This is a genomic window from Citrobacter gillenii (assembly GCF_013337685.1).
Lineage (GTDB): Bacteria > Pseudomonadota > Gammaproteobacteria > Enterobacterales > Enterobacteriaceae > Citrobacter > Citrobacter gillenii.
In genome coordinates this window covers 1-18,454 of the sequence record NZ_SUQN01000004.1, presented here as the reverse complement: position 1 = coordinate 18,454, position 18,454 = coordinate 1, and the positions used below count along the sequence as shown (strand labels likewise).

20 protein-coding genes are annotated in these 18,454 nt (G+C 50.3%); 11 read left to right on the top strand and 9 right to left on the bottom strand.

All coding sequences use genetic code 11. From position 1 onward, the window contains the following. Positions 1 to 8: 8 nt before the first annotated feature. Positions 9 to 920, bottom strand: coding sequence for a DNA-binding transcriptional activator PunR (punR, locus tag FCH32_RS09865; RefSeq protein ID WP_096757162.1), 912 nt, complete (start codon positions 918 to 920; stop codon positions 9 to 11). 112 nt (positions 921 to 1,032) lie between these two features. Between punR and punC the strand changes: the two genes are divergently transcribed. Both punC and cfa read left to right on the top strand, forming a co-directional pair. Then, positions 1,033 to 2,241: a purine nucleoside transporter PunC gene (punC, locus tag FCH32_RS09860; protein ID WP_096757163.1), complete on the top strand. Its 1,209-nt coding sequence runs from the start codon at positions 1,033 to 1,035 to the stop codon at positions 2,239 to 2,241. A gap of 285 nt (positions 2,242 to 2,526) precedes the next feature. Further along, the gene (cfa, locus tag FCH32_RS09855) at positions 2,527 to 3,675 is read left to right on the top strand and encodes a cyclopropane fatty acyl phospholipid synthase (RefSeq protein WP_174360827.1); all 1,149 of its coding nucleotides are present in this window, start codon (positions 2,527 to 2,529) and stop codon (positions 3,673 to 3,675) included. A 45-nt stretch (positions 3,676 to 3,720) separates the two neighbouring features. On the opposite strand, the gene FCH32_RS09850 is transcribed toward cfa, so the two are convergent. After that, positions 3,721 to 4,362 (bottom strand): riboflavin synthase subunit alpha, encoded by a 642-nt coding sequence (locus tag FCH32_RS09850; RefSeq protein WP_096757165.1) that lies wholly within the window; start codon positions 4,360 to 4,362, stop codon positions 3,721 to 3,723. A 217-nt stretch (positions 4,363 to 4,579) separates the two neighbouring features. Here FCH32_RS09850 and mdtK point away from each other — a divergent pair, with 217 nt between their 5' ends. Next, complete coding sequence (gene mdtK, locus FCH32_RS09845; RefSeq protein WP_153879519.1) at positions 4,580 to 5,953, top strand: MdtK family multidrug efflux MATE transporter; 1,374 nt, start codon at positions 4,580 to 4,582, stop codon at positions 5,951 to 5,953. Positions 5,954 to 5,998: 45 nt separating this feature from the next. On the opposite strand, the gene FCH32_RS09840 is transcribed toward mdtK, so the two are convergent. Next, positions 5,999 to 6,697, bottom strand: a complete 699-nt coding sequence (locus FCH32_RS09840; protein WP_115258581.1) for an RluA family pseudouridine synthase — start codon at positions 6,695 to 6,697, stop codon at positions 5,999 to 6,001. Positions 6,698 to 6,840: 143 nt separating this feature from the next. Between FCH32_RS09840 and FCH32_RS09835 the strand changes: the two genes are divergently transcribed. Next, entirely contained in the window at positions 6,841 to 7,149 is a 309-nt protein-coding gene (locus FCH32_RS09835) for a monooxygenase (protein ID WP_096757168.1), read from the top strand. Between the two features lie 127 nt (positions 7,150 to 7,276). Here the strand turns inward: FCH32_RS09835 and catA are convergent, their stop codons facing one another. The 4 genes from catA to FCH32_RS09815 form a co-directional block, all read right to left on the bottom strand. Beyond that, complete coding sequence (gene catA, locus FCH32_RS09830; protein WP_174360826.1) at positions 7,277 to 7,954, bottom strand: type A chloramphenicol O-acetyltransferase; 678 nt, start codon at positions 7,952 to 7,954, stop codon at positions 7,277 to 7,279. Positions 7,955 to 8,168: 214 nt separating this feature from the next. Then, complete coding sequence (locus FCH32_RS09825) at positions 8,169 to 8,417, bottom strand: hypothetical protein (protein WP_135912098.1); 249 nt, start codon at positions 8,415 to 8,417, stop codon at positions 8,169 to 8,171. A gap of 82 nt (positions 8,418 to 8,499) precedes the next feature. Beyond that, entirely contained in the window at positions 8,500 to 8,874 is a 375-nt protein-coding gene (locus FCH32_RS09820; protein ID WP_174360825.1) for a hypothetical protein, read from the bottom strand. 240 nt (positions 8,875 to 9,114) lie between these two features. Next, positions 9,115 to 9,504, bottom strand: a complete 390-nt coding sequence (locus FCH32_RS09815) for a hypothetical protein (protein WP_117343051.1) — start codon at positions 9,502 to 9,504, stop codon at positions 9,115 to 9,117. Positions 9,505 to 10,233: 729 nt separating this feature from the next. Here FCH32_RS09815 and FCH32_RS09810 point away from each other — a divergent pair. Then, complete coding sequence (locus tag FCH32_RS09810) at positions 10,234 to 10,578, top strand: DUF1294 domain-containing protein (RefSeq protein WP_117343122.1); 345 nt, start codon at positions 10,234 to 10,236, stop codon at positions 10,576 to 10,578. A 28-nt stretch (positions 10,579 to 10,606) separates the two neighbouring features. Here FCH32_RS09810 and FCH32_RS09805 read toward each other — a convergent pair whose 3' ends face one another. Continuing rightward, on the bottom strand, positions 10,607 to 11,179 hold the full coding sequence (locus FCH32_RS09805; protein WP_174360824.1) for a TetR/AcrR family transcriptional regulator: 573 nt from the start codon (positions 11,177 to 11,179) through the stop codon (positions 10,607 to 10,609). A 99-nt stretch (positions 11,180 to 11,278) separates the two neighbouring features. Between FCH32_RS09805 and FCH32_RS09800 the strand changes: the two genes are divergently transcribed. The 5 genes from FCH32_RS09800 to trpS all read left to right on the top strand — a co-directional run bounded on the left by FCH32_RS09800 (position 11,279) and on the right by trpS (position 17,462). Beyond that, complete coding sequence (locus FCH32_RS09800; RefSeq protein ID WP_174360823.1) at positions 11,279 to 12,172, top strand: ABC transporter six-transmembrane domain-containing protein; 894 nt, start codon at positions 11,279 to 11,281, stop codon at positions 12,170 to 12,172. A gap of 119 nt (positions 12,173 to 12,291) precedes the next feature. Then, positions 12,292 to 13,401 carry an AI-2E family transporter gene (locus tag FCH32_RS09795; RefSeq protein ID WP_096757171.1) on the top strand — a complete coding sequence of 370 codons (1,110 nt, stop codon included), beginning with the start codon at positions 12,292 to 12,294 and terminating at the stop codon, positions 13,399 to 13,401. A gap of 118 nt (positions 13,402 to 13,519) precedes the next feature. Beyond that, positions 13,520 to 15,304, top strand: coding sequence for a diguanylate cyclase (locus tag FCH32_RS09790; RefSeq protein WP_117343049.1), 1,785 nt, complete (start codon positions 13,520 to 13,522; stop codon positions 15,302 to 15,304). A gap of 116 nt (positions 15,305 to 15,420) precedes the next feature. Then, positions 15,421 to 16,224: a PhzF family phenazine biosynthesis protein gene (locus FCH32_RS09785; protein WP_174360822.1), complete on the top strand. Its 804-nt coding sequence runs from the start codon at positions 15,421 to 15,423 to the stop codon at positions 16,222 to 16,224. A gap of 233 nt (positions 16,225 to 16,457) precedes the next feature. After that, entirely contained in the window at positions 16,458 to 17,462 is a 1,005-nt protein-coding gene (gene trpS, locus FCH32_RS09780; RefSeq protein WP_174360821.1) for a tryptophan--tRNA ligase, read from the top strand. On the opposite strand, the gene FCH32_RS09775 is transcribed toward trpS, so the two are convergent. Then, on the bottom strand, positions 17,448 to 17,633 hold the full coding sequence (locus FCH32_RS09775; protein WP_115258589.1) for a hypothetical protein: 186 nt from the start codon (positions 17,631 to 17,633) through the stop codon (positions 17,448 to 17,450). The genes trpS and FCH32_RS09775 overlap by 15 nt on opposite strands. A 197-nt stretch (positions 17,634 to 17,830) precedes the next feature. Here FCH32_RS09775 and FCH32_RS09770 point away from each other — a divergent pair, with 197 nt between their 5' ends. After that, positions 17,831 to 18,214 (top strand): cupin domain-containing protein, encoded by a 384-nt coding sequence (locus FCH32_RS09770; RefSeq protein ID WP_174360820.1) that lies wholly within the window; start codon positions 17,831 to 17,833, stop codon positions 18,212 to 18,214. Positions 18,215 to 18,454 lie beyond the last annotated feature (240 nt).

The following is an 18,454-nucleotide window of genomic DNA, read 5'->3' as shown; positions in this document are numbered from 1 at the left end:
CGGGAGCCTTACTCTGGCTCCCGCAACCACTCTTTATTCAACGTTTCACTGTCCCCTAAATAGTCCAGCAGCCATCTCAGTGCGGGTGACGTATCGTTTTGCTGCCAGGTCAGGCAACACGCGGCATCAGGAAAGGGATTTTCAAGCTGTAGTGCAACCCATTTTCCGCTGTCGATCCACGGTTTGGAAAAATGCGTCGGCACCATCCCAACACAGAGCCCAGCCGATAAGCAGGTGGCAGATGACTCCCAGTCAGGCACTACCACCCGTTTTTGGTTATCCAGTAGCCAGGTAATACGTTTTGGCAACGTACGGGAGGTATCTTCTCGTACCAGCGACGGCCAGTTGCGCAACGTATCGTCACTGAGCGGTCCCGGCATCGACGCCAGCGGATGATGACTTGCCACCACGCAGTTCCAGCTCAACATTCCCATATCGCGAAACGTATAGCGCCCCCCTACCGGAATAGCCTGCGTCGCGCCAATCGCCAGCTCCACGCGCCCGTCCGATAACGCATCCCAGACGCCGTTAAACACCTCCTGAAAAACGATTAACTCCACATCATCAAAATGACGGTAGAAATCCACAATCATCTGCCGGGTCCGCTCCGGCCTGACAATATTATCGACGGCAATCGCCAGTTGCCCACGCCAGCCGTTGGCAATTTGCTGACATTGTTGGCGAGTGATCTGCATTTTTTTGATAACAGAACGCCCTTCTTTTAAAAACCACGCCCCGGCGGGGGTTAATTCCACATCCCGATGGCGACGTTCGAAAAGAGGCACAGCCAACCACTCCTCCAGTTGACGCACGGTATAGCTCACCGCCGAAGGCACGCGGTGCAACTCCTGGGCGGCAGAACTAAAGCTGCCGTTGCGTGCGACTGCATCCACCACTTCAAGGGAATATTCTGACCACATACTCTGCCTGCAAAAAATTTGAAATCAATAAGCAAATATTAGCGTTTCACAGCAAGAATTTCACTCACTACACTCAGCGACACTGTTCTATTGCTTATAAAGAGAAATAATGATGCAACCTGGAAAAGGGTTTTTAGTCTGGCTGGCAGGTCTTAGCGTGCTCGGTTTTCTGGCAACGGATATGTATTTGCCAGCATTTGCGGCTATTCAGTCCGATTTGCAAACCCCAGCATCAGCCGTCAGCGCCAGCCTTAGCCTGTTCTTAGCGGGTTTTGCCATCGCGCAACTTCTGTGGGGGCCACTCTCCGACCATTATGGCCGCAAGCCTATTTTGCTACTGGGCCTCTCCATCTTCGCGCTGAGCAGTCTTGGCATGCTTTGGGTCGAAAACGCCACCGGCTTGCTGGTGCTGCGCTTTATCCAGGCTGTGGGTGTCTGTGCGGCGTCGGTTATCTGGCAGGCGTTGGTTGCTGATTATTATCCCTCGCAAAAAGTGAACCGTATCTTTGCCACCATTATGCCGCTGGTCGGGTTATCTCCCGCGCTCGCGCCATTATTAGGCAGTTGGATCCTGATGCATTTTTCTTGGCAGGCTATTTTTGCCACCCTGTTTGCCATCACCCTGATCCTGATGCTGCCGGCCCTGCGCCTGAAGCCCACGGCTAAAGCGCGTGACGATAGCCAGGATAAGCTCACCTTTGCCACCCTGCTGCGCTCCAGAACCTACCGCGGCAACGTGCTGATTTATGCGGCCTGTTCCGCGAGCTTTTTCGCGTGGCTGACCGGCTCGCCGTTTATCCTGAGCGAGATGGGCTATAGCCCGGCCGTCATTGGCCTGAGCTATGTGCCGCAAACCATCGCCTTTTTGATCGGCGGATACGGCTGTCGTGCCGCCCTGCAAAAATGGGAAGGTCGTCAATTACTGCCGTGGCTGCTCATTCTGTATGCGGTGAGCGTTATCGCTACCTGGGCGGTCGGCTTTATTCACCACGTTGCGCTGGCCGAAATCCTGATCCCATTCTGCGTGATGGCAATAGCGAACGGTGCTATCTATCCGATTGTCGTTGCTCAGGCTTTGCGTCCCTTCCCACAGGCAACAGGACGTGCCGCAGCGCTGCAGAATACGCTTCAACTGGGCTTATGCTTCCTGGCAAGTCTGGTTGTGTCGTGGTTGATCAGCACGCCGCTATTCACCACCACCGGCGTCATGCTGTCTACGGTGTTGCTGGCCGCGCTGGGGTACAAAATGCAGTCGCAGAAAGAATGTCGCTCTCACGCTGATGAGGTTTCTACTGCTGCGCCCGGCGAATCACATTCATAGCGCTTGAATAATTAATTAGCGGGCTAATATTTTTTGATTGAACCCACAAAAATTCAGGCCTATACTGATTTCTAGTTGTTACAAAAACGATAATTTTTATGTGTTAACGGGAACACGCATGTTCCCGCTTAACCACGGATGGCCTTTTCGGTAAGGGGTTCTCCCTTCCTCTGTTCTACGTCGGAAAACAGATTCGCGGATTCATTCCGTGAGATTTCTCACAAAGCCCAAAAAAGCGTCTACGCTGTTTTAAGGTTCTGATCACCGACCTGTGATGGAGAAGCTATGAGTTCATCGTGTATAGAAGACGTCAGCGTACCAGATGATGACTGGTATCGAATCACCAGTGAATTATTAAACCGTGCGGGCATTACCATTAATGGTACTGCACCGGCAGATATTCGCGTTAACAACCCCGATTTTTACAAGCGAGTTTTACAGGAAGGTTCGCTGGGTTTAGGTGAAAGTTATATGGATGGCTGGTGGGAATGCGATCGGCTGGACATGTTTTTTACTCAGGTTTTACGTGCCGGCCTTGAAGGCCAACTCCCCCGCCACTTTAAAGACACGCTGCGAATCGCCGCCGCGCGCCTGTTCAATTTACAGAATAAAAAACGCGCGTGGGTTGTCGGAAAAGAACACTACGATTTAGGCAACGATCTCTTCACCCGCATGCTTGATCCCTACATGCAATATTCCTGTGCCTACTGGAAGGACGCCACGACCCTGGAGTCAGCCCAACAGGCGAAGCTCAATATGATCGCCGAAAAATTACAGCTCAAACCGGGGATGCGCGTGCTGGACATTGGCTGCGGCTGGGGAGGCTTGTCCCAGTTTATGGCCGCCCATTACGGCGTCAGCGTCGTGGGGGTGACCATTTCTGCCGAACAGCAGAAACTGGCACAAACACGGTGTGAAGGGCTGGATGTCACTATTTTGCTTGAGGATTACCGCGACCTGCACGATCATTTCGACCGCATTGTCTCCGTTGGCATGTTTGAGCATGTGGGTCCAAAAAACTACAACACCTATTTTGATGTTGTCGATCGCAATTTAAAACCAGAGGGTCTGTTTTTGCTCCACAGCATTGGATCCAGAAAAACCGACAATAACGTCGATCCGTGGATCAATAAGTATATTTTCCCGAATGGTTGCTTGCCGTCCGTGCGCCAGATTGCGAAAGCCAGCGAGCCGCATTTTGTGATGGAAGACTGGCACAACTTTGGCGCCGATTACGATACTACGCTGATGGCCTGGCATACGCGCTTTATGGCAACCTGGCCTGAAATCACCGATCACTACACCGAGCGCTTTAAACGTATGTTCAGCTACTACCTCAACGCCTGTGCCGGCGCATTTCGCGCCCGTGATATTCAGCTCTGGCAGGTGGTGTTCTCACGTGGCGTAGAACACGGTCTGCGCGTTCCACGCTAGTCATTCTCGCCCCCGCCTTCAACGGGGGCCTGGAAACGCGCCGGCTTAGACTTCGCCGGTGACGTGATTTACTGCACTTTCTTTTGCCGCCAGCACGCGCTCAACGGTATCCACGACCGCCTGCGTTTGTGGGTCGATTTCGATGTTGACCCGAGCCCCCAGTTTTTTCTTACCAAGCGTCGTACGCTCCAGCGTTTCCGGGATCAAATGCACGCAAAAACGCGTCGGTGTTACTTCGCCAACCGTCAGGCTGATACCATCAATGCCGATAAATCCTTTGTACAGGATATATTTCATCAACGACGCATCCTGCACCTTAAACCAGATCTGACGATTATTTTCTGAGGTCAGAATTTTTGATATCTCAGCGGTAGTCATAATATGGCCTGACATTAAATGCCCGCCGATCTCATCGCTGAATTTTGCCGCGCGCTCTACGTTGACCCGATCGCCCACTTTAAGCTCGCCCAGGTTGGTAATACGCAGCGTTTCTTTCATCAGGTCAAAGCTGATGTGATTGCCGTTAATGTCGGTCACCGTCAGACAACAACCATTGTGTGCAACTGATGCACCCGTCTCCAGGCCATCCAGCATGTATTCAGGTAACTCCACTACATGCGTACGAAAATTTGGTTTCTCATCAATAGACACCAGTTTCGCGGTGCCCTGCACAATACCCGTAAACATACCTCTAACTCCTGAACGTAATTAAGACATATCTGTTGTGCACAATAGCAGGTGAAAATTGCGGTTGCCAGCAATGCACCGCCCCCACCTGTTTTTTCACTGGAGAATTACGTATTCCTCGCTACAATAGACTGCAATTTCCCCTGTATTTTCTTCTTGCTGCCCTCTCAGGCGGCTTTTTTAGTCTCTCAAATAACAACAATATAATGGTGTAAACGTGCAAAAGTATGTAATCGAAGCGCGTCAGTTATTAGCTCTGGCAATTCCGGTGATTCTTGCGCAAATCGCCCAAACCGCAATGGGGTTCGTCGATACCGTCATGGCGGGTGGATACAGCGCGACGGACATGGCTGCCGTCGCTATCGGGACCTCCATTTGGCTCCCGGCCATCTTATTTGGTCACGGACTCCTGCTGGCATTGACGCCAGTCATTGCGCAACTTAACGGATCGGGTCGCCGCGACCGCATTGCTCATCAAATACGCCAGGGTTTCTGGCTGGCGGGCAGCGTATCTGTGCTCATTATGGTGGTGCTCTGGAATGCGGGATACATTATCCGCTCCATGCATAATATCGATCCGGCGCTGGCCGATAAAGCCGTCGGCTACCTGCGCGCGTTGTTGTGGGGCGCGCCTGGCTATTTATTCTTCCAGGTAGCTCGTAACCAGTGTGAAGGTCTGGCCAAAACCAAACCGGCGATGGTGATGGGGTTTCTCGGCCTGTTGGTCAACATCCCGGTTAACTACATTTTCATCTATGGGCATTTTGGCATGCCAGAACTCGGCGGCGTAGGCTGCGGTGTTGCCACTGCGGCGGTGTACTGGGTGATGTTTCTCGCCATGTTGTCCTACGTTAAACGTGCGCGCTCAATGCGTGATATTCGCAACGTCCGCGGTTTCCAGAAACCCGATACCGCGGTGATGAAGCGCCTGATCCAGTTGGGCTTACCGATTGCGCTGGCATTATTCTTTGAAGTAACGTTGTTCGCCGTAGTGGCATTGCTGGTTTCCCCGCTGGGGATTGTGGACGTGGCCGGACACCAAATCGCGCTCAACTTTAGCTCGCTCATGTTCGTTCTGCCGATGTCGCTGGCAGCCGCCGTAACGATTCGCGTGGGTTATCGTCTGGGCCAGGGGTCAACGCTTGATGCCCAAACTGCAGCCAGAACCGGGTTGGGCGTCGGTGTTTGCATGGCGGTGTTAACCGCAGTGTTCACCGTGACCCTGCGTGAGCACATCGCCCTGCTCTACAACAATAATCCTGAAGTGGTGACGCTGGCTGCCCAGCTCATGTTGCTGGCCGCCGTGTATCAGATATCTGACTCGATTCAGGTCATTGGCAGTGGGATCCTGCGTGGTTATAAAGATACGCGCTCCATTTTCTTTATCACCTTTATCGCTTACTGGGTGTTGGGTTTACCGAGCGGATATATCCTCGCACTGACCGACCTGGTAGTTGAACGCATGGGTCCAGCAGGTTTCTGGATCGGCTTTATTATCGGTCTGACCTCTGCTGCAGTAATGATGATGCTGCGCATGCGTTATCTGCAACGCCAGCCGTCCGCCATTATTTTACAACGCGCGGCGCGATAACACCCCGCAATAGCCGTCCCCCGGCGGCTATTCTCTCCACCCTATTCAGAACGGACTGCCATTGTGGGCGTTGATCGCTTCTCCGCTGACAGGATGCTTAAAATGCAGTTCGCTGGCATGCAGCATCAGTCGTGGCGTCCGTTCTGTACCCGGCAACAGACGCCCCCCGTACAGATCGCAGCCCCAAATGGCGTATCCCAGATGTTGACAGTGAATACGCAACTGATGGGTGCGACCGGTTTCGGGGAAAAGCTGTACCCGCGTTAATGGCAGTACAGTCCCGTCTTTCAGCGGATGATTAAAGCGCTCGACAACCCGATAGCGGGAGCGCGCGGGTTTGCCGCTGATGGCGCATATCGACATCAGCGGAAACAGCGCAGGATCCTTGGCAATAGCAGCGTCTATCACCCCTTCATCCTCGCTCAAATGCCCACAGAGCAAGGCGCTATACACCTTGGTAACAGCGCGTAGGCTGAATTGCTGGCACAGCGCAGCATTGGTAGCCTTATTGCGGGCAATCACCATCAGCCCGGAAGTGCCAAAATCAAGTCGATGCACCAGCGTGCAGCCGGGATAAATCTGAACCAGCCGGTGATGTACCGAGTCAATATTTTGCGGATTTTTTCCCGACAGGCTTAGCAAACCGGTGGGTTTATTGATAAGAAGCAGATGGTCGTCCTGATAGAGGACCTCTATCTCGTCATGGCACGGCGGAGCAATAAAGGTATCAAAGAGAGTAGACATCAGGCAGCCATGATAAAGTACGGGAGCGGATCATAACGAATTTTCAACCGACTGGCGAATCAGCGATCTTTTGCCGTTTATTGTGCAATAAATTAAAAATAAGATACTGACTTACCCGCATCAGCGTTATCCATGGAGGAATTATGTCAAACACACTATTGCAGTTGCACTTTGATTTTCAGGGCCCGTTTGGCGAAGAGATGTCACGCCAGCTTGTCGACCTGGCAGAATCCATTAACCAGGAGCCTGGCTTTATCTGGAAAATCTGGACAGAAAACGAAGCAACCCAGGAAGCCGGCGGCATCTACCTGTTCCAGGACGAAGAAACTGCGCTGGCATATGTTAAAAAGCATACAGCCCGTCTGAAGCCGCTGGGTGTGCAAAACGTGCAATTCAAAATCTTTAATGTCAATGAACCGTTAACGCGCATTAACCACGGCATGGCTGAGTAACATTGTTGCTTTATCACAGGCAAAATAGAGGGCGGCTTTACGTTCAAGCTGCCCTGTAGCGGGAGGTTATGTACTCTTAGCAGACATGACTGCTATCTTTGCTGGTAATAAGAGATCGTCAGGCACATCAAGCATTGCGTTCTTCTGAATGGTGCAATATGTTATCGCTAATCTCTTGTAATTCATTGATCAATCTTGCCACATGAAAACCATCGCACACGGAATGATGTACCTGAACAGCGAGAGGTAACATTACTTTTCCATCCTGGTTGTAGTATTTCCCAATAGTGAACATGGGGGAAAAAAAGTTCTGCATGTTGGCAACGTTGATATTGAAACTGGTAAAACTTACCCAAGGAATGGCCGACACGAAAAATATATTTTCCAGCGACTCTCCCTTAGGCCAGTAAGAAAGGTTATTACCATAGCGTGCCATGTCTTCTGCATAAACATGTTGAAAGTGATGAATATTGCCATCGTAGTGACTCCATAATGATGAAAAGGTCTCCGTTTCATTATGGAAAATCGTATAACTTGGATGAACTTCATTCCATATGACAAGCTCATTGTCCTTTATCGCCATACGAAACTCTGTATGTCTGTTTACGACTTTAGAGAGCAGGAAAATAATAGTAGGATAAAATTTCCAGCCAACCTCTTTTATATGTTTTAACAGCGCGGTAATGTCTAAGAGAACTGTTTGGTTAAATGTGCTTTGTGCAAAGGTCTGAAATACCTCAAAATGCTCCTTCCTTGCCCAACAAGATAAGTCAACTGGCGTATATTCTGGGATTGTTTTTTTCATTTTTAGTAGCCTTTAATAAGCACGCATACAGACCCGAACCATTTTGGTTGCGAACGCATTCGTGAGAGTAGCGCATCCTTGTAAATAAGGGAAGGAAATGATAACCCTTTAATATATAAGATGATAAAGGGAGACGTATCGCCTCCCTTGAAGTATTGAACGCGAGCACTATCAATGCGCTAACACGACAATGCTGTCAGTTGCGTATCGTTTATCATTCGAACCAGCAACGGTTGCCATTATCTGCCTGGGAGGCATCGGGGATTTCATCACAAGGCGGCAGAGTGAATCCGTCTCGAGTCACATAATGGCTATGATTTCCTGCTTCTTCATTATAACCCTTATTGTTTTTATGATGATGGTGGCCAGCTCCCTGATAATCATCATTTGCAAGAGGTACCACACAGCCATAGAGGGAACCACAAACCGCAGAAACCATCAGAATTTTAAAAATAGTTTTCATTGATCAACTCGATAAAGATGAAGTGTTATGATGTAACCTACTAAACAGACTACCGCCCACAGTATAAAAATAGGATTATTCATTATTTTAAATTTACGCCCTGTACCTGATCATTAGACTGATTAACGTCTAAAATCATCCGTACACCTTCTTTTGAGACAAATTCTAAAGGTGCGTTATCATCCTGTTTCCAGCCATTAGCAACCAGTAGGGGAACAACCTCACTCAATTTTTTACCGGCTACAGCCTGATCTATAGTGCGTTCAGCGGGGGCTAATTCCGCGTGATGGTGTTTCATGTTTTCGCGTTTACTTTTATGAATATCACATGTGCCGTTACCATCAGTAACTTGTGTGCAACCTGATTTCTCAAGCTGGCTTCGGTATGAGGCGCTAATAGCGTTAGCATTACCCACCACAGACAAACAAAGCAACACCATAATTAATTTTGCTTTCATTACATTTACCCTTTGTGTATATCGTCAATGTTTTTATTTACAGCTCACCCAATCATACCGCCACGTATTTTATGCTTTAAAAAGCTTTTCTTTATCCATGGCGATAAACTACATATTTCTGAAGAACATCCCCCCTATATCCAAAATAATTCGAATTTCATAAAGTCAGTAATTGTGTGATAAATTCGTCAGGAACGAGTTTGAACAGCCGAAGGCTGGCCCCCGGTGTGGGGTCTTTTATTACTTGATGATCTGGGCATTTGCCACAAATCCTTTTTTATCCTCAATGACGCGCATCAGGTGAGCGCCTTTTTTCCAGTCGCCATCTGCCTGCTGACGCCAGCCACGCTCTATCAAATATTCTTCTGCGGCGATCCCTTTGAGGTTGATAATATTCTCAGCCTCTTTAACGTACTGCGGCACGTTGGATTCATTTACCGAGTTAGGTGTATGCTTCACGGCGTTTTTTGCATTCTCTGCCTTTGTTTTGTGGATGTCGCACCCCTTGCCAGCATTCATCTCGTTGCAGCCGGAACGCTCCAACTGGGCACGGTACTGTGCGTTGATGGCGTGCGCTGGTGCGGTGGTCATTGCGACTAAGGTCAGGCTAGCGATGAGTACTTTTTTCATTCTTTGGTTTCCAGTTCGTTAAATCCGTTGCACCGCGTCCACGGGCGGTAGTGATATTTCGCGTGTTGAAATATGACCGTCTGGTAAATTCAAGTCAACGGCTGAAAACACCTTGAAATTTGTTCGTTAAATGTTAAAAGCAGCATCTATTTAGCGCATTTACTTCATATGAAAGTTATCATAACAAGTGGGAAATCAGAAGAACGATGAGAAGACACAGTGATATTGAAAGGAAAATATGGTGGCATTGAATACATAAAAGTGAATCTGCATTACACTATGCTCACTTTAATTATAAGCACTGACAATACATTACGATATATAATAAAAATCGGTTTATAATATATTAATGTAGACATTCACACCTTCCCAGTCATTAACTTTTCAATTTCCCCACTCATCAAGCCTTTCCTCTTAGCAATAACCCTCTATCATCTCTGTCCATATCTGTAACAACCCCTTAAAGAGGGATGCGTATTTATCTCTAAAGGAGTAGTAAAAATAGGACTAAAGATTGATGTAAGTCAATTGGCATCGCGTATTTTTATTTGTGAGCGTCCTTGCGCACAAGTCTGGTATTAAAAAGACAAATTTTAGAATAGAACATTATTCCAGTAAGGTTTATGAGTAACAGGTTATGGTTACGGCTTCCGACAGGGGTTCAGCTCACCGTGGGTATTGCGTACAATGCAGGGTCGATACTCTCTGGAAATGGCTGTGGCGAATACTATGAATCTCAATCGCGGTTGTTATTTGCTGCTGATCCTCGCCGCGATCGGCAGCCTGTTTACATCTCATCCCTTTATTATATGGTTACTGCTCGCCAACGTACTGACGCTGGTGATTTACGGCATGGACAAAATGGCGGCGCGAAAAGCCTGGCGCAGAGTGCCAGAGTTCACATTACTGATGTTTGGCGTTGTCGGCGGATGGCCCGGCGCGATAGCAGGTCAGCAACTCTTTCGCCACAAAACACAAAAACAGCCATTCAAAACCTACTTTATCATCAGCGTATTATTGAGCATCTCCGTGATGGTAGCGGTGTATCAGCTCTATCCTTTTTCGCCTTTCTGAACATTGGCTACGCGCGAACTATACAGCTTTACAACATCTGCCTGATAAAGTCGTGGAGATCGTCGCTGGCCAACTGACATTTTTCAGGTGAAGGATGAATAATCAGGTTCTCTGAGTACCCGTTAAGCATGGCAACGAACTGGCGTGTAACACGTTCGGCATCCAGCGCCCGGAACGCTTTCAACCCCACACCTTCACGAATAATGTCGGCGATCATTTCCATCCAGCAATTCATATTGCGCTCTGCAAGCTCTGCGTAAGCGGCGTCATGGCTCGCCAGACGCCATAAAGAGTCATAAAGCTGCCAGACGGCATCCGGACCTTCAGGAAGGTAGTATTTGATCAATACGCTTAACTTTTCGTGAGGTTCGCGCCCGGCTAACGATTCGGCTAAATCGTCCAGCTCTTGTTGCATAAATCTTTCCAGCGCGGCGAGGCACAGTGACTGCCAGTCCTTAAAGTAGTGATAGATATGGCTGCGAGAAAGGCCGAGATATTCCGTCAACTCCCGGGTTGTCACCTTCTCTATCCCTTTTTCGATAAACAGCGCCACCGCGCCATCCAGAATTCGTACTCTCAACTCTTCTGTCTTTTTTTTCATCAATTCACCCCGCATTGACTTTGAGCAACCGCTCAAATACACTCGACCTGCAATAATTGAGCAACCGCTCAATTATTAATTTTAACAGAATCACAGATAATGATAAGCCTGAAGAGTCACGATAAATCCACATCCTTATACAGTGCAGTTGGCACGCTTAAGTCTCTGGCCCGCCGCCACCGTAAAAAACTCCTGGTCACATTTCTTCTCGTCGTTGCCGAGAACCTGACGTATCTGCTGTATCCGCTAATGGCCGGCTTTGCCATCAATGCAATTATTGCGGGTAACGCCTTACACGCGGTTTTTTATGCCGTTGTGGTCTTTATTATGTGGGCCATAGGGGCGGCTCGTCGGAGTGTTGATACCCGTACATTTACCCGGATCTATGCTGAGTTGTCTGTTCCCGTCATTCTCGCTCAACGTCGGGACAATCAAAATACCTCGACCATTGCGGCACGGGTCGCGCTTTCCCGCGAGTTCGTCGATTTTTTTGAAAAGCATCTGCCTGCGCTTATCACCTCGATCGCCTCTATTCTGGGGGCTGCCATCATGCTGCTGGTTATAGAGTTGTGGACGGGTGTGGCCTGTCTTGTCATTCTTGGTTTTTTTTCACTGTTCCTGAGCAGCTATACACGCAAAAACGAAGCGCTTTTCCTGCGATTAAATAATCGACTCGAAAAAGAGATAGCCATGGTCAATAGTGCCGCCGCCTCCCCGCTCGGCAAACATTACCGCCTGTTGTCCAGGCTGCGTATTTGTTTATCCGACCGTGAAGCGCTGGGTTACTTGTCCATTGGCATTGTGGTCGCTCTGTTATTTGGCATGACGATCCTCATCATGACGCTCGGCGGCGGGGCTGATGCGGGTCACATTTACTCTGTGATGACCTATATGTGGATGTTTGCCATGAGCCTGGATGATGCTCCGCAGTTGCTGGAAAAGTATTCTCAGCTCAAAGATATTGGTAAACGAGTAAACACCGGACATGAATAAACCCCGGTAGACTCACGTCCATTTCGCTCAGCGTGCCCTGGCACGCCGACAGTTGCAGGTTGGTAAATCCGCTGAACAGTTCTATAGTCGGGACTGCTTCTTATTTACAGGATCCACTAATGCGTTTTAACGGACTGACCAAAGGTTTTTTCATTTTCATTCTCGCCCTAGTGACGTGGGCGTTCTTTGATGTGCTGTCCCCTTACTTTTCCGCCATTCTGTGGGCCGCGATATTAACCACTATTTTTAATCCGGTGAAAAACAAACTGCGCAGCGCGCTGGGCGATCGCAACGGGCTGGCGTCGCTTATCACCATTGGCATTATCTGCCTGATTGTCTTTATTCCCCTGATGGTGATCCTGTCATCACTGGCTATCGAACTGAACGTGGTGTACAGCAAGCTGCAACAGAACAACACGCAGTTCCCGGAAGTCGTCACCGCGATCCTGTCGTATCTCCCTGACTGGGCCAGAGGATTCCTTGCGGACCACCATCTGGATAACGTGGCACAAATTCAGCAAAAGCTCTCCGATGTTGCATTACAGGGCGGGCAGTACCTCGCCGGCAGTGCATTCCTGATTGGCAAAGGGACATTCGGCTTTGCCATCAGCTTTGGCATCATGCTGTATCTGCTGTTTTTCCTGCTCAAGGACGGGCCGTACCTGGTGCGTCAGATTCTGGATTCTTTACCGCTGACCGATTTCGCTAAACAGCACCTGTTTGCCAAATTTGTCGGTGTCACCCGTGCCACGGTAAAAGGCACAGCGGTGGTCGCGGTGGTTCAGGGCACACTCGGTGGCATTGCTTTTGCCATTGTGGACATCGACGGCAGCGTTCTGTGGGGCGCATTGATGGCGTTTCTCTCACTGGTGCCTGCAGTGGGTTCAGCCATTGTCTGGGTACCCGCGGCAATTTTCCTCTTTGCCACACAGCAGTTGTGGCAAGGACTGTTTATCGTCGGATTCTTCGTCATTATCGTCGGGCTGGTAGACAATATTTTGCGCCCATTGCTGGTGGGCAAAGACACCAAGATGCCCGATTATCTAATTTTGATTTCCACCCTCGGCGGGATGGAGATTTACGGTATTAACGGGTTTGTCATTGGCCCATTGATCGCGGCACTGTTCCTTGCCTGCTGGAATCTGTTATCCGGGCGCGATCACGAGGGCAACGTGGAGGAGATCGATAAAGACTTTATGGAAGAAGGAAAAAATCCTCCAGATTTATAACGGTATGACGATAACAAAGGGCGACCACGGGGTCGCCTTTTTATTGTCACGCAAAATCATACGTTTTCTATAATTTCAATCATGCACATTCATTACTCGTCGCAAAAGGAATAAACAGGTGCGAATAGCCACAATCACCAACTGGGCCTACAGTGCGACGGTATGCCTGACCCTCGCCTCCGGCGTGGTCATGCTAATGGCGTCAAACGCCGATAACACCGAACGACAGGCGGTAGAACAGCGGTATATATTCGATCAGCTGACCGAAGAAGTTGAAATTGACGCCTGGTCACTGTCCGATCTGGCGCGCCTGTATGTGGTCAGTAAAGATCCTGATGCGTTGCAAGCCTACCAACAGAAAGAGACCTCGCTAAAAGCCGTTGAGCACCGATTGACGAAATTGAAGGATACCGGAGCATCAGGGGAAGAATTGGCGCTCCTGCACGAGGGATTGCAAATTGTTGATACGCTACAGAACGAACAACAGACGGCGATCGAAAGCGTCGCGCGCGGAGAGCAGGCGCAGGCTATCGCCCTGCTCTTCGGTAAATCCTATGAGCAGGAGCTCGAACGGACGCAGGATAAAATAGACCATTTCCGCCAGATGCTCGACAGCCGCGCCCGCAACGCCATTGAGGACGCCACGCAGACGTCCCGTACACTGCGCACGCTGTCTGAAGTGATGGTCGGACTGACGGCACTGCTGTTTTTGTTTGTCCTCGGCTTTATTTTAAAACGTCGGGTGCTACGCCCCGTCGTGCGACTGAGCGACGTCGTTCATCGACTGGCCTCGCAGGATTACGCGGTTGAAACACCTAACTTTAACCAGATTGATGAAATCGGCGATATGGCACAGGCCATCCGCATTTTTCGCGAGAACGGCCTGGTACGGCAGCGGCTGGAGAAAGAGCGTGACGCCGACTGGGCGATACGCGAACTGCTGGCACGGATGACTCAGCGCTTACAGGGGTGTGAGAACTTCGCTGACGTTATCAATGTTGCACAACTGTTCGCGCCGAATATTGCTCCCGGCGTCGCCGGACGCCTCTACATTCTTGACCGGGAACCATGGCAGATGCGCTGCGTCGCTGAGTGGCTTTCTCCGCAGGGAAAAGCGGATGCCTTCCACCCGGACGAATGCTGGGCCGTGCGTCGCGGGCAGAGTCATCCCCCGGTCCACGGCGAGCCGGACATCGCCTGCTACCATCTGCCAGAGTCATGTCAGGATCACACGCTGTGTGTGCCGTTGATTGCTCAAGGTGAGGCTATCGGCCTGCTCTCATTTCAGAATCTCAGCGATGATACCGCGCCTTCCCGCGCGTATCTGGAACTGATGGCAGAAGCGCTCGGTCTGGCATTAGCCAATCAGCGTCTGCGCGATGCGTTACTGGAAAAAGCACTCTACGACCCGCTGACCGGTCTGCGCAATCGCCATCATCTGGAAGACACTTTGCGCACCCAGATGGGCCAGGCGATACATAATCAGACACCCATCAGTTGCCTGATGATTGATATTGATCACTTCAAAGATGTCAACGATCGGTTCGGCCACGAGGCGGGCGATGGCGTTATCAAGGGCGTTGCCGCAATTATTCAGCGCGCCATACGCGACAGTGGGATGGCGTTCCGCTACGGTGGTGAAGAGTTTTTGGTCCTGCTCAGCGGCATGGGTGAAGAAGAGGCTAACCGCATGGCGACGGACATCTACAACGGCGTGCATGCGCTTACGCTGCGCTTTGGGACGTCGGACATCAGCCATATCGACGTGTCTATTGGCGTTGCCAGCTACCCACAGCACGCCCAAAGCGACAACCTGCTGCGCGCCGCTGACGTGGCCCTGTATCGCGCCAAAGAGTTGGGCCGGTCACGAATTGTGAGCTTCGGTATGCTGCAAGCGAGCTAAACGCGGGCATATCGCGATATGTTATTGCCTGCAAGAGCATAAACCAATACGAAATTGCACGTTGTCATGGCATGGTAGAGCGTGAGATGACCGGAGAACAACAAGAGGACTATACGATGAAGCACATTGATTTTTACATGATAGATGCCTTTACCAACACCACTTTTGGTGGCAATGCCGCCGCAGTGTGTCCTCTTACAGAATGGTTGCCCGATGAGATATTATTAAAAATGTCTCAGCAACATAACCAGTCAGAAACCGCCTTCTTTGTCACCACCGATAGCGGCTTTGAGCTACGTTGGTTTACCACTCAGGGTGAAATCAATTTATGCGGGCATGCCACACTGGCTGCTGCACACGTCATCTTTGAACATCTTGACTACCCGGACACCACAATTCACTTCGAAACCCGATTTATTGGCCCGCTGACCGTGACCCGCAGTGGCGAATGGCTGACGCTTGATTTCCCCGCCTGGAATACCGAATCGGTTATACCGCCGCCTTTACTATTGGAAACGCTGGGTATCACGGAATACAAAGAAGTCCGCGTGGCACGTGATTACATGGTCGTTATGGAGAATCAGCAGCAGATTGCAGCAGTACGCCCGGATATTCACGCCATGCTTCCGCTGGGAAAAATGGTCTGCATTACGGCGCCAGGCGATGGGGAATACGATTTTGTCAGTCGTTTCTTCTGCCCAGGCGAGGCCGTTGCGGAAGACCCTGTCACAGGTTCGGCACATAGCATGCTCATTCCATACTGGGCTGAGAAACTGAACAAAACACAGATGCTGGCACGCCAGGTGTCCGAGCGCGGCGGGGATTTACGCTGCAAGTTAGTGGGCGATCGTGTCCATATTGGTGGTCAAGCCACAACGTATCTGACAGGTAAAGTACAGTTGCGTGAGAACGCGCGATAACAACGGTTGTCACGCCAGTCAGCTCGCAGCGTGCATGGCTTTACCTCTTCATCACACCATGATATGTTCATTAAATGAATACAAAACACGATGTAAACAGCGTTAATAACAACCTGTGGTGGCAGCCTTCTTAAAGGCGGCCAGAATGTGTTTTCCCCATTTTAAATAACCGCCGAAAGGCGGTTATTTGCATTTGAAAGACCCCTTTCGGTTTGATGACTAAGGAGTCTGACATGAACAACAAAACCATTATTCTTACTGGCGATCGCCCAACCGGCCCATTACATCTCGGCCACTTTGTTGGCTCGCTACGCCAGCGTGTTGCCCTGCAACGTGACTATCAACAGTTTGTGCTGGTCGCGGATCTTCAGGGGCTTACCGATAACGGCAGCAATCCGCAAAAGATCCGCAATAACATCCCCGAAGTGCTCGCCGATTATCTTGCCGCAGGGATTGATCCTTCACTCACGACAATTTGCTTGCAGTCTGCTCTACCGGCACTTGCTGAACTGACTGCGCTTTATATGAACATTGTTACCGTGGCGCGCGTAGAGCGTAACCCAACGGTAAAAAATGAAATTATGCAAAAAGGGTTCGCCCGCTCTTTGCCGGTTGGTTTCCTGGTTTACCCGATCAGCCAGGCGGCAGATATTACGGCCTTCAAAGCCAACGTTGTTCCCGTCGGCGACGATCAATTACCGATGCTCGAGCAGACTAACGAAATTGTACATAAGATGAATAACCTGTTACCGACTCCCGTTTTACAGCATTGTAAGGCAATGCTCAGCGAAACCAGCCGCCTCCCGGGTATCGACGGCAACGCCAAAATGTCGAAATCACTTGGCAATACGTTGCTCCTTTCTGCCAGCGAAGAGGCCATTCATCGCGCGGTCAGCGCCATGTACACCGACCCTCACCATTTAAAAGTGACCGACCCGGGGCAGATAGACGGCAATATAGTGTTCACATATCTGGACGCATTTCACCCGAACAAAGCAAAAGTTGCGGAGATGAAAGCGAACTATCAACAAGGCGGGCTGGGGGATAAAACCTGTAAAAATGAGCTGGAGGTGTGTTTACAAGAACTCATTGCCCCCATGCGAGAACGCCGTGCGACCTACATCCAGGATAAGGGCATGTTGATGGCGCTATTGCAAAAAGGGAGCGAGCGGGCGCACGACGTCACGCAGAAAACAGTAAGGGAAGTGAAGTGTGGGCTGGGATTACCCGTTTTCTGACACGCGCAATTTCCCGCTTCTCAGCAGCGCCATCTCTTGCTTGCAGAGCAGCACCACAGCCTGACGTCCCTTGACACGGCGGGATGTCAGAGCCCTTTTCACCGTACGGCGACTCGCGCCAGATTCCAGCATCTGAAAACACATCAGGGAGAGCGTCGGATTATTTTTCATCAAAAATTCACTTGGTTGAGTTAGCCAGTAGCGTTGCGGCAGAAAGCGGACATTTTACGCTAATCCGGGCACGGCTTAAACCCGGTCTACGGGTAGGTCCTGTTGCAGAATTCCCCATGGTGAAACCGAACAAAAAACAACCAGGCTGATATAATTGAAGAGCGGCCATGTGCGTAATCAAGCTAAGGAGGTGCGCAATGGACAAAGCAGATGTGAAATCATTCGATATACCCGATGAGGTTCGCGAGTTTGCGAATGGACGACTGGAACTTCTCAATATCAGCGGAGCCATCGTCGGACGTGCGGTGCTGGAGCCCGGCTGGCGATGGGCGACATCGATCCAGTCGATAGCGGGAACAAAGAGTTGTGAAGCCCCGCATTTTCAATACCATGTAGCTGGGGTGCTGCGGGTAAAAATGGACGATGGCAGTGAATTTGATTGCCGCCCCGGCGATCTGTCACGCATCCCTCCAGGGCACGATGCCTGGGTCGTCGGGGATGAGTCGGTGGTCATTGTTGACTTTCAGGGCATGGTCGACTGGGCCAGACATAAAGATACCGGCTGTAACGACTCGCCATAACAGCAAAAAGCCCCGGATGATCGCGACAATCACGACGATAACGGGGCTGATGCCTCTGAAGTTTGCGCAACTTATCAGATGCTGAACATGACGTTCAGGTTCAGTTGGCAGACAGCAAAGTAACCTCACTGCCGCCAGAAATTTGACAGGCTCCGGCTGACAAAACCTGTATGAAACAATGGCAAGCCTCTTCCTGAGGCCTGCCATGACTTTATGACCTAGAAGCTGTATTTCATCCCC

Bases quoted from the DNA above. Each gene is read 5' to 3' on its own strand.
- punR (WP_096757162.1), bottom strand. From the start codon at position 920: ATGTGGTCAGAATATTCCCTTGAAGTGGTGGATGCAGTCGCACGCAAC.
- punC (WP_096757163.1), top strand. From the start codon at position 1,033: ATGCAACCTGGAAAAGGGTTTTTAGTCTGGCTGGCAGGTCTTAGCGTG.
- cfa (WP_174360827.1), top strand. From the start codon at position 2,527: ATGAGTTCATCGTGTATAGAAGACGTCAGCGTACCAGATGATGACTGG.
- FCH32_RS09850 (WP_096757165.1), bottom strand. From the start codon at position 4,362: ATGTTTACGGGTATTGTGCAGGGCACCGCGAAACTGGTGTCTATTGAT.
- FCH32_RS09840 (WP_115258581.1), bottom strand. From the start codon at position 6,697: ATGTCTACTCTCTTTGATACCTTTATTGCTCCGCCGTGCCATGACGAG.
- FCH32_RS09835 (WP_096757168.1), top strand. From the start codon at position 6,841: ATGTCAAACACACTATTGCAGTTGCACTTTGATTTTCAGGGCCCGTTT.
- catA (WP_174360826.1), bottom strand. From the start codon at position 7,954: ATGAAAAAAACAATCCCAGAATATACGCCAGTTGACTTATCTTGTTGG.
- FCH32_RS09825 (WP_135912098.1), bottom strand. From the start codon at position 8,417: ATGAAAACTATTTTTAAAATTCTGATGGTTTCTGCGGTTTGTGGTTCC.
- FCH32_RS09820 (WP_174360825.1), bottom strand. From the start codon at position 8,874: ATGAAAGCAAAATTAATTATGGTGTTGCTTTGTTTGTCTGTGGTGGGT.
- FCH32_RS09815 (WP_117343051.1), bottom strand. From the start codon at position 9,504: ATGAAAAAAGTACTCATCGCTAGCCTGACCTTAGTCGCAATGACCACC.
- FCH32_RS09810 (WP_117343122.1), top strand. From the start codon at position 10,234: ATGAATCTCAATCGCGGTTGTTATTTGCTGCTGATCCTCGCCGCGATC.
- FCH32_RS09805 (WP_174360824.1), bottom strand. From the start codon at position 11,179: ATGAAAAAAAAGACAGAAGAGTTGAGAGTACGAATTCTGGATGGCGCG.
- FCH32_RS09800 (WP_174360823.1), top strand. From the start codon at position 11,279: ATGATAAGCCTGAAGAGTCACGATAAATCCACATCCTTATACAGTGCA.
- FCH32_RS09795 (WP_096757171.1), top strand. From the start codon at position 12,292: ATGCGTTTTAACGGACTGACCAAAGGTTTTTTCATTTTCATTCTCGCC.
- FCH32_RS09785 (WP_174360822.1), top strand. From the start codon at position 15,421: ATGAAGCACATTGATTTTTACATGATAGATGCCTTTACCAACACCACT.
- trpS (WP_174360821.1), top strand. From the start codon at position 16,458: ATGAACAACAAAACCATTATTCTTACTGGCGATCGCCCAACCGGCCCA.
- FCH32_RS09775 (WP_115258589.1), bottom strand. From the start codon at position 17,633: ATGAAAAATAATCCGACGCTCTCCCTGATGTGTTTTCAGATGCTGGAA.
- FCH32_RS09770 (WP_174360820.1), top strand. From the start codon at position 17,831: ATGGACAAAGCAGATGTGAAATCATTCGATATACCCGATGAGGTTCGC.